This window comes from Galbibacter sp. PAP.153 (assembly GCF_037029175.1).
GTDB lineage: Bacteria > Bacteroidota > Bacteroidia > Flavobacteriales > Flavobacteriaceae > Galbibacter > Galbibacter pacificus.
Genome location: NZ_JAZEUN010000042.1, coordinates 1 through 13,297, shown reverse-complemented (window position 1 = coordinate 13,297; position 13,297 = coordinate 1). Strand labels below are relative to the sequence as shown.

The following is a 13,297-nucleotide window of genomic DNA, read 5'->3' as shown; positions in this document are numbered from 1 at the left end:
AACTATATATTTACGGCCAATAAACTCCTGGATCAAATGACCCCGGCCAAGTCAGATGGTAGCTATTTTAAGTTTATGGATAAAATAACTAAGACAAAACTGCTTATTACCGACGATTTTGGTCTTAAACAAATTGATCATAAACAGTGTAATATACTATTGGTAATAATCCGCTGAATTTTAGTGCCAGTATCACGGTTTTTTAATCGCTCAAAAAGAGTTGAATGTGCTGTTTTCTGTCATCCTCTTTTGTTCTATATGCGTTATCGTCAGGTGCTGCTTTTCCATGGACAGCACACGACCTATGCTACTGCCCAATAAGGTAATCCCCAAGGGGGATAATACCGAGACTTCATCTTTGTGACAGACACCGGGGCTTGGCATCACTAATAGGAATCGCCTTTGAGCTCCTCCCCTTAGCGATACCGTTACCATGGTATTAAGCCGAACAACATCCAGCGGCATATATTCATCATCCATAATCTTTGCCCTTTGAAGTTTTTCCTTCAAATATACAACTGGTTTGTTTTCAGTTAAAGGGATATGGTGACTGGACAAGCTCACGGCCTGTTTCAAAAGCACATATTCCTTTTTTTCAATAAGAAACCTCTCCTCTGACATGCTCCTCTTTTATTTTATGGAAATATCCCCCTTTGTAAATAGGCTTGTTCCAAACGTTCTATTGCTATGATAAAAGCAGCCGTTCGGGCATCTACCTTACGCTCCCCTACCACTTTATTGATTTTCTCGAAAGAGGTTCGGAGTTTCTTTTCCAGCTTTTCCATCACCTCTTCCAGGGTCCATATTTCTCCGTTTCTGTTTTGGAGCCATTCATAATAACTCCCTATAACACCACCGGAATTGCATAAAATGTCCGGAATTATGGTTATGCCCCTTTCCAAGAGCATTGCTTCCGCCGGTACATCGGTGGGCCCATTGGCACCTTCGGCTATTACCTTTGCCTTTATATCCCCGGCATTGTGTTCGGTTATTTGATTTCCCAAAGCGGCCGGAATACAAATGTCACAATCCAGGCCAAAAAAATCATTGCCTGGAATGGCCTCGGCATTCGTGTATCCGGACAAAGCCCCCGTCGCATTTTGATACGCTGCTAAGCTCCCTACCGAAATCCCGTTGTTGTTATACAAAGTTCCGGAAGCATCCTGCACCCCGATCATTTTGGCCCCTTCCGATTCCAAAAAATAAGCGGCCCAATATCCTACGTTTCCAAACCCTTGAACAATAAATTTTTTATCCCTTAACGAAACTTCGTTTTGTTCTGCCCAAAATTTTATGCACAAGAAAACACCGTATCCCGTAGCCCTGTCCCTGCCCTCAGAACCTCCTGCACCAATAGGCTTACCGGTTACCACATGTAAATTAGTAGAACGTTCGTTAGGAGATTTAGTCGACATATAGGTGTCTAAAATCCAAGCCATTGTCTGTGGATTGGTATTTACGTCAGGAGCGGGAATGTCCAGCTCCGGACCGATATTATCTCCCAAGGCATATGTAAACCTGCGCGTAATCCGTTCTAATTCGGCGGTTGAATATTTCTTGGGGTCAATTTGAATCCCGCCCTTGGCACCTCCATAGGGCAGTCCTGCCAATGCCGTTTTCCAGGTCATCCACATTGCCAGGGCACGTGCTGCATCTATATCGACTGTCGGATGGTAACGCAGTCCGCCTTTGTAGGGCCCTAATGCATTGTTATGCTGTACCCTATAGCCCGTAAAAACGGCTACTTCACCATTGTCCATTTTAACGGGAAAATGAACTACCAATTCATTATTAGTGATTTCCAATATCTTTCTGATATTGCTGTTTAATTGAATTTTATCGGATGCATTGTTAAATTGTCGCATTACGTTCGATAACATTCCTTGTTTTGTCGCTTTCTTTTCTTTTAATTTTTCCGTAATCATCAATAACTAATTAATTAAACCAATAAAAGGGTATTTTGTTGAATGTCCTGACTGTCAAATTCATTACAAAATACAATATCACTTTTGTTGCTTGTATAGGTGCAATTCTGAAAATACACACACGTGATGCAGATACTTACGCCTTTATTCATCTTTTCATGTTGTTTTTTATCATACGAAACACCTATGGCAATAGCCATACCATAAAAAAACCGGCTACATAAAAAACATATAAAAATATGATTAACAGCTTGTTGTAGCCAATTACGACGTTTACGAAAAGATTAAAGTCGGGGAAAAATTCCTCATCCGGGGAAAAACGACCCGGTTCAGGCAAATGCTCCTGAAGCTGTTTACCGTTCAATCGAGTTTGGCGCGCAGTGTTTTGCGATCAATCCCTAAAATCTCTGCGGCCTTGGTTTTATTATTGTTGACAAGGGCCAGCACCTTGGTTATATATTCTTTTTCCATTTCGGACAGGCTTTTGAGCTGGGTTTCAGGAAAATCAATCTGGAACTTATATAAATCCGGTAGGTGTTGCGGCATAATTTTACGGTCGCTCATAATTACGGCACGTTGAATGCAATTTTCCAGCTCCCGTATGTTCCCGGGCCAACTATAGCGTTGTAAAATCTGAATGGCCTCGGGAGCGATTCCCATCACCTCATCTTTGTACTCTAGGGCATATTTTTGCACAAACCTGGCGACAAGTAAAGGAATATCTTCACTGCGGCGGCGCAATGGAGGCGCTTCTATTTCCACCACGGAGAGCCGGTAATATAAATCTTCTCTGAATTTACCTTGCCCAACGGCCTCCAGTAAATTGATGTTGGTCGCTGCAATGACCCTGATATCGATCTTACTGGCTTTTTGGCCCCCCACTTTTGACACTTCTTTTTCCTGTAAAACACGAAGCAGGCTATTTTGGGCTTTAGGGGAAGCATTCCCTATCTCGTCTAAAAAAATAGTGCCCCCCTCTGCTGCCTGAAAGAAACCGTTACGTGTATCGTTGGCCCCGGTAAATGCTCCTTTTTCATACCCAAATAATTCAGCTTCCAATAAATCTTCGGGAATGGCTCCGCAATTAACTGCTACAAAAGGTTTCCTGGAGTATTTCCCATGGTAGTGAATAGCCCTGGCAATTAACTCCTTTCCGGTACCGCTTTCGCCTTGAATAAGCACGGTTGCCTTAATATCTTTTATACGGTGAATAATTTCTTTTACATTATTAAATGCTTTAGAATTCCCGATAAGCTCTTTAAATTGATAAGCCGGTTGTTCTTTTACTTTTTTTGTAGAAACATTTGACTGGATTGAATGTGCTACAGCGCCTTTTAGTTCTTCCTTGGTAAAGGGCTTTACCAAGTAATCGACCACCCCGGATTTTCCCATTTCCAAGGCGCCTTTTGCAGAAATATAACCGCTTATAACCAATACCGGCAGCAATGGGTAATGTTCCGAAACATATTTGATCAGTTCAAATCCATCTACCTCTGGCATCTTAATATCGGTAATCAACAAATCGATGCGCTTACTTTTCAATATGGCCAACGCTTCTTTTACCGATACCGCTTTAAAGGTATAATAATGCAAGGATTGTAAATGACGCTTTAGCAGCTCAAGTATGTGAATGTCATCATCAACAATCAGTATGTTCTCCTTATGATAATTCATGTTTGTCTTATTTAGGAAAAGCAAGCTTAAATATCGTTCCTGTGGGTTTATTTTTCTTAAAGGAAATGCTTCCTTTATGACTGTTCATGATTCCATGAACGACACTTAATCCCAATCCCGAGCCGTCCCCTACCGGTTTGGTGGTGAAAAAGGGTTCAAAAATTTTATCAGAAATTTTCGGTGAGATTCCCTTCCCTTGATCCCCAATGCATATTTCGACATCCTTATGGGTGCTTTGTACGGTTACCGTTATGGTAGATCGTTTGGGGGCATAATAGAGTGCATTCATAATTACGTTAAATAAAACCTGTGTAAGCTGTATTTCATCAGCCTTGATACCGATACTTTTGTCGGGGCACAGTAAATCAAACGAGACTTCCTTTTCCTTAAACGTGGGACCCAATAAATTCAGTACATTTTCAAGTACCGGGAACAGGGCGGTCTCCTGTATTTGTTGCGGTATCTCACATGCAAAAAACATAAGCTTTTTTACGATTTCCCGGCAAAAAAGGGCATTTTCTTTAATCTTATTTAAATCGTTATGTACCGGTCCCTTTTTAATTTCTTCATCCAAAAGCTCCGTAAAACCAATGATATTGGTAAGGGGCGTATTAAGCTCATGCGCAATCCCGGCAGTAATTTCTCCCAAAATGGTAAGCCGGTCGCTGTGCTCCATTTGTTTACGGATACGGGCCTCTTTTTCTTTTATCTGCTTCCGCTCCAATAGGTTCCCCACCTCCAAACAGACATTGGTCAAGAGCTTGCTTTCCTCTTCCAAAAAATCACTTGACCGATAGGTATTTGAAGGATAATTAACCGAAATAAACCCGTTTTCTTCATTAAATATCTTGATCGGCGCCCTTAAAAAAACCGTGTCGTCACAATAGGTGCCCACGCTCACCAAATGGTCGGGGCACGCTATGTGCACATAGGTGTCTTTTGGATATTGGAAAGCTTTTTTTAAGCAATAAGCAATCGACTCCAGGCTCATTTCAAGCTTTTCAAAATCACTGTTCACAATAATAGAAGTGACCTCGTACATACAGGTAAGTTCTTTAATGCGTTCTCTTAACTTATATTCTGTTGAGTCCATATCGTATCGTCCAAAATTAAGCAAATAAATGTTTGTTTGTTACATGTGCGGCATTCAGTTTGTAGCCCAACGGCCGGTTACATAAAAATACTTGTTTCGTTTTTACCCCGTACCAAATCCCTGGTAATCGCTATGGCAAAGGAAAGGTCCCTTTTACTCACTCAAAGCCACAAGGCCCTATACTGAACTGCGAAAAATGGGTTCAATTACCCCGGTGGCGGTTAAATGCCTTCGCTGTTGTAAAGCACTGAGGAATATTGTCCCGCATGGGTAAATATTCCTCATTTAAAAGGCGTTAAAAGCAGCTTTTTTTTATTGTAATTAACTAATAGTTAGTTTCTTACATTTATTTTTAGGAGAGCCATAACAATCGGGCATAGGAATTGGTATAGCCATCATTTAAATATAAACAAACGTTATGGTTAAAGAAGGCAACAGCATATGTAATGCATGCGTGCATGTTGAATATTGCGTAATCACACATGATAAAGGGGCTGTTTATAGTTGTAGTGAATATGATTTTTCCATCCAAAAAAGTAAAAAATGAAAAAAGCAATACTCATTGTAGAGCGAATAGAATTAGCCTTTTTAAAAAAATTGGCCTTTGAATCAAATTATTATAACGATGTGCTGTTAAAGGAGTCCGTCAGACATTTGATGGAAGAATTTAAAGGTGCCGTCGTCGTAGAAGAAGACAGCATCCCCGAGGATGTAATCCGGTTGTATTCGAAGGTGTCCGTAAGGTTAAATAACGGGTGGGAGAAACAATTTAAGATCGTGCTTCCCAAAGAAGGCAATTTGAAAGAGGACTTGATCTCTGTATTATCGCCTATGGGTATTGCCTTATACGGTCATCGAAAAGGGGATGTCTTTAGCTGGAAATTTCCGTTGGGCAAGCAACAGATCACAATTCTCCATGTGGAGAACATCGTTCGAAATCAAAAAACGTTGGAATTATGAGCGACATCAAAATTTACCCAAATGATTCGGAAAAATCAATAATCATTAAAAAGGACCGTCAAGAGGTAGCGGATTGGGGCCTTCATTTGGAATCTATAAATGAAATGCTTGCTGCACTGATGTCATTCCTGAAAAAACAACCTAATTCAGCGTCATTAAAGGAGCAAATAGTATCCATAAGAAGGGACAATACTTTATTGCTGACAAAGATATATACCTATTCAAACGCGTTGCAAAAAAGTATGGAATGCGATACTGTTTCCTGTGATAATTTTTATCATTATTTGCATGAAAAAAACAGAAAAATATATCGGGGTCATGTTCAACAAGTTAGAAGTATCAAAAATGAACTATACAATCGGTATATTCGTAAATGAACGTTGACGAGATTTCCACATGCATCAAAAAGGCATATCCCCGGTCATGGACAGCTCATTCTTATGGGTACAACTGCTTTCTTCCATAGAGAAAAAGGCACCCTGTTTTTATCATTTCAAATCCGACATACACATAATGAAGCAATGATCCCGGAGGATCTTTTCCAGCTATGATTATTTGTGCGTTGGAATCCAGGGCGGGGAGCAACCAAAAAGTCTGTAGAAGCAGTAAGGAGGCAATTATAATGATAAAGCAATTGCTTTTATACAAAAGGCCTTCCTTTGTGTATACAATATGTAATAGCACAATAAGTAAAAGAACGCATTCCATATAATTAAGTGCATGAAAGACAAGCTTCCCAATGCCAAGACCAAGCGCTAATGTAATTCCCGGGGCTTGAAACTTTAGCCAGGCCTCCATAAAACTAATGGCTATTATAAGGCCAATCCATATATAAACGGCCCCTATTCGATACGCATACGAAGCTTTTAAATTCATCATAGCGGTTTGGTTTGATCGGATCGATGGTACTGCAGTTTAAGTTGGAACATTTCAGCCATTTTTCGGGCCCTCCATTTAGCCTCCCTTGCCTTCTCTCCGGTAAAAAGGGAGTCAACGGTATTTTCAAATAAGTCAAGCCATGTATCAAAATGTATTTGATGTATGGGTAAGGAACCATGGGCCATAAACGGTGTACCATTATAGGTATGCTCTTCCAATAGGACCGTTTGCCAGAAACGGTACATTTTTTCCAGGTGTGAAGCCCATTGATTGCCGATTTTTTCATTGAAAACAGGGCCGAGAAGATTGTCACGCCTTACCTTATCGTAAAAGCTATCAATCAAATGTTTTATATCTGCCAGGGTTTCGATACGCTTTTTAGTTGCCATTGTAAATTTCTTTGAACAAGCTTACAGAACTTAAACTATTGTACATAAATTAAAGGTAATTACCAATATGCTCAACAGAACACTTATCAGAAGGATCGTGTAGGTGGTCTTGGGCTTTAGGTTTGCCAAAACGGCCGTGTTGTACCCCATGCAAATACAGGTAATAATAAAGAGCTGAAACATTTCCACAAACCCAAAACCTTTCATTAATACGACCATGGCTGCAGCACCTCCCATGCAACTGGAAAGTAAAATCCCAAAAGAAATGTACAGGTAGAACGATTTCTCAAAAACGGATAAATATTTATGATAGAGTGTCATCATACGTGTTTTTAATTTATGGTAAAATTAGTGGGGTTATTTGTTGAATTTTATGATTTGAATCATAAGGCATTCATTCATGTGAATGTCCCGCTGTTCTTGTTTTTTGTATTTAAATTCAAAATGCCTAAGGGGTTATGAGTTGGTGGTGGCTGTATTGATTGTAGGCTTCATTAGCCGCCATCCCGGAACTAACGTTCAAAGGATTAACGGCGGTTTTGGAGCATGATATTTTTAATGTGACCACAACGGTATGCGGGGCTCTTTATCCCACCCCCCATCGGTGGGAATTACCATGAATTATTTTACCAGGAAATAAATTGTAACGGGAAAAAGAATACGTTTCTGTCAAACGCCAAGAACTATTTGCACTTAAGCTATCGGTATAATTTTCTGTTTTTTATGAGCAATTCATTTTTCTTTTCCAGGCTTTTAGTAGCCCTGATAACAGTCTCTACCCGTAGCCCGGTCAGGTGGGCTATTTGTTGACGCGTTAAGTTCACCTTAAATGAAAAAGGCCCGGATAGCCCATATACATCTTTCTTTAAATAATCTAAAACTCTCAAGATACAGTGTTCGGGCTCTTGAGAAGATATTTCGGTTGCCATAATGGCCTTATAATACAACCGCAAGGCTATGGCCTCGGTAACTTTAAGGTGGATGTCCGGGTTTTCCCTTAGCAGGTTTAAAAAAGTGGTCTTTTCCAATTGGAGGATTTCCGAATCCTTGGTAGCAACAGCATTTGCAGGGTATAGAATGTCTGAAAACAGGGGTGGCTCTCCAAAGCTTCGGGGTGCATTAAAGAAACTTTGAACAAATTCTTTTCCGTTTTCAAGAAAATTGTTCATCTTCACTTCTCCCGAAGAAACTTGATAATAATACCGTGCTTTCTGGCCTTCTTTGAAAACGTACTCGTTTTTTTTATATTTCTTAATTTTTGCTCCGTATGTTATTAATAGCGATTCTTCAATCATACTTGCAACCATGTATTGAATTAACTTTTCAAACCGGCCCTGGCTCTGCGTTCCATGGGAAGCAAACATGCCAGGATGAGTTCGTTGACAGGGGCTTGAATCCCGTGTTTTTTAGCCTGCTCGACAATATATCCATTGAAATTTTCCAATTCGGAAGGCTTCCCATGCATTAGGTCCCGTTGGGTTGATGCCGTGGATTGTGGGTCTTGTTTAGCTATAATCTCAAAAACTTTGTCTACATCATCACGAGCAATATTGATGTGTTTGGCCTGTGCTACTTTAAGGATTTCAAAGGCAGTATCTCTCATCATTTGATAAAGGTAGGGACTGCTGCGCATCTCCCCAATGGTCGATCGGGTAAGTCCTCCTATGGCGCTGATGGTAGTAATGAACATAAATTTCTTCCATTGTTCGCGATGGATATCTTCCGGAATCTTGCTTTCAACCCCGGCCTCTAAAAAAACAGCATGGATCCTTTCAATCCTATCTGTTCTTTGGTTGTCCAATTCCCCCATGCTCAAAGTAGGGCGAAACGCTTGATGGCATATGATCCCGGGGGCTTCAATAAAACTAATCAAATTACAAAAACCGTTTAAAATCTGATCTTCCGGAATGGATGTCATCAATTTTTCAGGATTGTTGACCCCGTTTTGCAGTGGTAGGACTAAGGTACCATTGGAAATATGGGGCGCCAATTCTTTAGCCGCCTGTTCCAGTTGCCAACTTTTTACCCCCATTAAAATCAGATCGGGAGTAGGGATGTTGGTCAGGCGGTCCGTTGCCAGATCAGGTGTTGCCTTAAAATCTCCAAGAAAACTTTTAACGAAAAGGCCTTTTTCTTGAATCGCTTTCAGGTGTCCCCCCCGGGCTATAAAAGAAACATGGTGTTTTGTATTGGCGAGTTTTCCTCCAAAATATCCCCCAACACCACCGATACCGTATATTAGAATGTTCATAGGATTATTGTGTTTTGTAAAGTTATGAATTATGGCAGTCATATGCACTTAAAAAACATACGGAAACGTTAAATACAGTATATACCAAGAAGGAGATTTCCTTCTTGGTATATGGACTGCACCTTTAAGGCTATTTCAAATGTTGGAATGCCTGGATCAAGTCATTCTTAAGGTCCTCAATGTCTTCCAGCCCAACGGAAAGCCTGATTAAATCTTCCGTAACGCCTGTGGTCTTTTGTTGCTCCGGATTTAATTGCTGATGGGTCGTACTTGCAGGGTGAATAATCAGGGATTTGGTATCCCCTATGTTTGCCAATAAGGAGAATAATCGGGTATTGTCCGCAATTTGCTTTGCGGCTTTATAACCGCCTTTAACGCCAAAGGTAACAATCCCGCTTTGTCCTTCAGGAAGGTATTCCATTGCCTGTTGATGGTAAGGACTGCTTTGAAGTCCGGGGTAATTGACCCATACTACTTCTTCCCTGGTTTCAAGCCATTTTGCAATGGCCAGTGCATTCTGACTGTGCTTTTTTATTCGCACCTCCAGTGTTTCCAAACCTTGGATTATTTGAAAGGCGTTGTAGGGACTAATAGAAGCCCCCAAATCCCTGAGCCCTTCTATTCTGGCCTTAGCAATAAAGGCGGCAGGCCCAAGTTGTTCATGGTATATCAATCCGTGATAACCGGGAGAAGGGTCCGTGAATTCCGGAAACTTACCACTGCTCCAATCAAAATTCCCTGCATCAATAATGGCTCCCCCAATAGAAGTACCGTTGCCGCTTATGTATTTGGTCAGGGAATGGACCACAATATCGGCGCCGTACCGAATCGGTTTTAAAAGATAAGGGGTAGCCACCGTATTGTCCACGATCAATGGAACGGAAGCTGTATGCGCAATTTCCGCTATCCCGGAAATATTAGGGATGTCAAGTTTGGGATTTCCTAAAGATTCAAGAAACAATGCTTTGGTATTGTCTTGAATCGCTTCTTTAAAATTTCCTGGTTTTGAAGGGTCGATAAAAGTCGTTGTGATCCCCAGTCTAGGAAGGGTAACATTGAATAAATTGTAGGTTCCTCCATAGAGACTGTTGGATGCCACAATATGATCTCCTGTTTTTAAAAGGGTCAGTAGCGTAGTTGCTATGGCAGCCATTCCTGAGGCGGTGGTTACCGCACCGATCCCTCCCTCCAACGCTGTTAGCCGCTGTTCCAGAATGTCGTTTGTAGGGTTGTTAAGCCTTGTGTAAATAAACCCGGGTTCTGATAAATTAAATAAATTGGCCGCATGGTCTGAATCTTTAAAAACATAGGAGGAAGATTGGTATATGGGTACCGCTCTTGTGCCTCCGTGAGCAGTTACATCATGACCTGCATGTAACGCTAAAGTTGAAAATTTTTCTGAACTCATAATTATTTGAATGGATTAATGTTAAAAAAAAATCCTCAATTTCTTGAGGATATAACTTTAAATATTGATCGGTATATATAAAAGTGCATTCGCCTCAATGAATCATTGAATAATACATGCACCTGTTATTTACAAACTTTTTGACCATACTATCTTTGCTAGGATACTGTTGCAAAAGTATGTGAAATTTTAAAAACTACAAAATCTATCATGTTAATAGGGTAAAAGCAAATTACAGTAGAGCCGTTTTTCTTTAAAAGTATGCTTTAACTGCAAATTCAAATTGGCCAATAAAAAGGTCTTTAAAGTTAATCACGTTGGCTGTAATATTCGGGCAACCGTTCAAGAAAATAATTTTGAGTTATATTTGCTATGAATTTTAGTAAATGAAAAAACTACATATCATAGCAGGTTGCAACGGAGCAGGAAAAACAACTGCCTCCTACACTATTCTACCCGAAATTTTAGAATGCGATGAATTTATTAATGCTGATGAGATTGCTAAAGGATTATCTCCATTTAAACCTGAAAGCGCTGGAATTCAAGCAGGAAGATTAATGTTACAAAAAATAAAAACACTAATTAATTCAGAACAAGATTTTGCATTTGAAACAACTTTATCAACCAAAAGTTACAAGAATTTTGTTATAGAAGCCCAGAAAAATGGATTTTCGGTAACATTGCTTTTCTTTTGGCTCAGTTCACAAAACCTTGCCGTAAAACGTGTTGAAACTAGGGTAAGAGAAGGCGGACATAATATTCCAGAAAATGTAATTCGTAGGAGATATGAAAACGGACTAAAGAACTTTTTTAATATCTTTAAAGAATTGGTTGATGATTGGATGTTCATCGATAACTCAGGAGAACCATATCAAATTATAGCAGAAGGTGCTAAAGGTGACGAGGAAATTGGAAATGCAGAAATTTGGAATAATTTAAATAAAGCATACAATGGATAAAAAAACAGAATTAAAAGAGAAGCGTAAAAAAATAGTTGCAGGACTTGAAAAAACATATCAAAAATTAGTGGAATTTAAACGCTATAAAAAAAGTCCATTAATTATAGCTAAGAATGGAGAAATCCTAGAAATAGCACCAGAAGAAATACTACCCACAATAACGTATATAACAAATAGCGGGGTTTAGTTCTAAGCTCGAAATTTCGGTATATTTGAGAAGTCGCCAAATCAAAAGAGTTGGCTTGTTTTACGGCGGAAAGGTACTCGTACATTTGCCCGCTACTTGCTATAGTGTGCCGAGAGTAACGAACGGCTTTAAAATCGTTACACAACTGTAAATAAGATGGTAGAACCGACCTGCCAATGTCGTCTTATAGGAGGAGGCATTAAACCACCTAAAGGTGCGTTGGTAAAGAGCCAAGGTATTGAGCGTTTAGGAAACGTCCAATCAAGAACTGTTCAGGTACGGATAAAAGAGATGAACACAAGTGAACCCCTATGAGGTGTCGAGAAGTTGCTACATCCTGTCAAAAGCCACGAAGTATGGTGCAGGGTCAACAAGTATAGCGGTCACCTATTTACTGGCTATACGGCAGGCGTCATTCAGGAGGCATGACTTTTATTCAGGCTTACATACGGAACTCGGGAACCTGACTATAAATGCCAAGGGAAATACACAATAGGAACAACCTAGAGGTAAAATACCGATGTTATTTTCAGGGACGGACCAACTCGTAGTAGTGATGAAGTTCCTGTAATGGGAGTGGGGCGAAGGGGTTGGGTTATACAGTTACGTTACATTTAACAACTCACCAGTGGAGGATGACTTTATGGAATGAAATAAAATCAATCCCTATAAGCAAAGCCATGGTATGGCAAGCTTATAAAAGAGTGCGTGCCAACAAGGGTAGTGCGGGAATAGATACGGTAAGCATTGAGCAATTTGATGAGGACTTATCCAAGAACCTGTACAAACTTTGGAATCGCATGGCATCGGGAAGCTATTTCCCTCCTGCGGTCAAAGAGGTTGAAATCCCCAAGAAAGATGGTAAAGTCCGTAAATTGGGGATTCCCACGATAAGCGACCGCATAGGGCAAATGGTGGTCAAGATGTATTTAGAGCCACGCCTAGAAGTGATATTCAATCCAAATTCTTTCGGGTACAGACCCGACAAAAGTGCGCATCAAGCACTGGAGCAGGTCAGGAAAAACTGTTGGAAGACGGACTGGGTCATTGACTTGGATATTAAAGGTTATCTTTGATAACATTGACCACGGCAAAATGATGCTTGCTATAGAAAAACACGTTCCTGAAAAATGGGCGAGGGAGGCTATATATAGCACGGTGGCTCGCATGCCCAGTTATGACAAAATCGGGAGGTCTGGCCTTAAATCGAGGTAAGGGAACGCCTCAAGGCGGGGTAATAAGTCCATTACTGGAAAATCTTTTCCTGCACTTGCACTACGGTTTCGATCAATGGCTGAAACGAACCGATAATACAGTAGCATTCACACGTTAGGCCGATGATGTGATAGTAAACTGTAAAAGTCAAAAACACGCAGAGCAAATACTGGAAACCATCAAACGCAGGATGCAACAAATAGGTCTGGAGTTACATCCAAAAAAAACCAAAATTGTATACTGTAAAGATTATCGCAGAAAAGGAATGTACCCCCACGTTAAATTTGACTTTTTAAGTTACTCCTATTATAAGGCTACATATTTACCGATTTTGATTTATTAGACAAATGTCTAAAT

At 40.2% G+C, this 13,297-nt stretch carries 16 protein-coding genes; 6 read left to right on the top strand and 10 right to left on the bottom strand.

All coding sequences use genetic code 11. The features are described from left to right. Positions 1-210: 210 nt before the first annotated feature. From UXI14_RS17795 to UXI14_RS17780, 4 genes are all read right to left on the bottom strand, one after another. Positions 211-621, bottom strand: coding sequence for a transcription elongation factor GreAB (locus UXI14_RS17795; protein WP_335967321.1), 411 nt, complete (start codon positions 619-621; stop codon positions 211-213). 14 nt (positions 622-635) lie between these two features. Next, positions 636-1,925, bottom strand: coding sequence for a Glu/Leu/Phe/Val dehydrogenase (locus UXI14_RS17790; protein ID WP_277900134.1), 1,290 nt, complete (start codon positions 1,923-1,925; stop codon positions 636-638). Positions 1,926-2,285: 360 nt separating this feature from the next. Beyond that, complete coding sequence (locus UXI14_RS17785; RefSeq protein ID WP_335967320.1) at positions 2,286-3,599, bottom strand: sigma-54 dependent transcriptional regulator; 1,314 nt, start codon at positions 3,597-3,599, stop codon at positions 2,286-2,288. Positions 3,600-3,606: 7 nt separating this feature from the next. Further along, on the bottom strand, positions 3,607-4,692 hold the full coding sequence (locus tag UXI14_RS17780) for a HAMP domain-containing sensor histidine kinase (protein WP_277900136.1): 1,086 nt from the start codon (positions 4,690-4,692) through the stop codon (positions 3,607-3,609). 543 nt (positions 4,693-5,235) lie between these two features. Between UXI14_RS17780 and UXI14_RS17775 the strand changes: the two genes are divergently transcribed. Beyond that, complete coding sequence (locus UXI14_RS17775) at positions 5,236-5,652, top strand: GreA/GreB family elongation factor (protein WP_335967319.1); 417 nt, start codon at positions 5,236-5,238, stop codon at positions 5,650-5,652. After that, entirely contained in the window at positions 5,649-6,029 is a 381-nt protein-coding gene (locus tag UXI14_RS17770) for a hypothetical protein (protein WP_335967317.1), read from the top strand. The genes UXI14_RS17775 and UXI14_RS17770 overlap by 4 nt, the downstream gene beginning before the upstream one ends. A gap of 61 nt (positions 6,030-6,090) precedes the next feature. On the opposite strand, the gene UXI14_RS17765 is transcribed toward UXI14_RS17770, so the two are convergent. The 6 genes from UXI14_RS17765 to UXI14_RS17740 form a co-directional block, all read right to left on the bottom strand. Next, positions 6,091-6,531, bottom strand: a complete 441-nt coding sequence (locus UXI14_RS17765; protein ID WP_335967316.1) for a hypothetical protein — start codon at positions 6,529-6,531, stop codon at positions 6,091-6,093. Beyond that, on the bottom strand, positions 6,528-6,920 hold the full coding sequence (locus tag UXI14_RS17760; protein ID WP_277900140.1) for a group III truncated hemoglobin: 393 nt from the start codon (positions 6,918-6,920) through the stop codon (positions 6,528-6,530). The genes UXI14_RS17765 and UXI14_RS17760 overlap by 4 nt, the downstream gene beginning before the upstream one ends. A 30-nt stretch (positions 6,921-6,950) precedes the next feature. Continuing rightward, positions 6,951-7,244 (bottom strand): hypothetical protein, encoded by a 294-nt coding sequence (locus tag UXI14_RS17755; RefSeq protein WP_277900141.1) that lies wholly within the window; start codon positions 7,242-7,244, stop codon positions 6,951-6,953. A 374-nt stretch (positions 7,245-7,618) separates the two neighbouring features. Next, positions 7,619-8,227 (bottom strand): Crp/Fnr family transcriptional regulator, encoded by a 609-nt coding sequence (locus UXI14_RS17750; protein WP_335967314.1) that lies wholly within the window; start codon positions 8,225-8,227, stop codon positions 7,619-7,621. A gap of 8 nt (positions 8,228-8,235) precedes the next feature. Next, positions 8,236-9,171 (bottom strand): 2-dehydropantoate 2-reductase, encoded by a 936-nt coding sequence (locus UXI14_RS17745; protein WP_335967313.1) that lies wholly within the window; start codon positions 9,169-9,171, stop codon positions 8,236-8,238. A 130-nt stretch (positions 9,172-9,301) separates the two neighbouring features. Further along, a complete protein-coding gene (locus UXI14_RS17740; protein WP_277900143.1) occupies positions 9,302-10,579 on the bottom strand; it encodes an O-acetylhomoserine aminocarboxypropyltransferase/cysteine synthase family protein in 1,278 nt (425 codons plus the stop codon). Between the two features lie 386 nt (positions 10,580-10,965). Here UXI14_RS17740 and UXI14_RS17735 point away from each other — a divergent pair, with 386 nt between their 5' ends. The 4 genes from UXI14_RS17735 to UXI14_RS17720 all read left to right on the top strand — a co-directional run bounded on the left by UXI14_RS17735 (position 10,966) and on the right by UXI14_RS17720 (position 13,283). Beyond that, positions 10,966-11,538 carry a zeta toxin family protein gene (locus UXI14_RS17735; RefSeq protein ID WP_335967312.1) on the top strand — a complete coding sequence of 191 codons (573 nt, stop codon included), beginning with the start codon at positions 10,966-10,968 and terminating at the stop codon, positions 11,536-11,538. Further along, the gene (locus tag UXI14_RS17730) at positions 11,531-11,725 is read left to right on the top strand and encodes a hypothetical protein (RefSeq protein WP_335967311.1); all 195 of its coding nucleotides are present in this window, start codon (positions 11,531-11,533) and stop codon (positions 11,723-11,725) included. The genes UXI14_RS17735 and UXI14_RS17730 overlap by 8 nt, the downstream gene beginning before the upstream one ends. A 635-nt stretch (positions 11,726-12,360) precedes the next feature. Further along, positions 12,361-12,801 (top strand): reverse transcriptase domain-containing protein, encoded by a 441-nt coding sequence (locus UXI14_RS17725; RefSeq protein WP_335967309.1) that lies wholly within the window; start codon positions 12,361-12,363, stop codon positions 12,799-12,801. Between the two features lie 266 nt (positions 12,802-13,067). Beyond that, positions 13,068-13,283 (top strand): hypothetical protein, encoded by a 216-nt coding sequence (locus UXI14_RS17720; protein WP_335967308.1) that lies wholly within the window; start codon positions 13,068-13,070, stop codon positions 13,281-13,283. Positions 13,284-13,297: the final 14 nt, after the last annotated feature.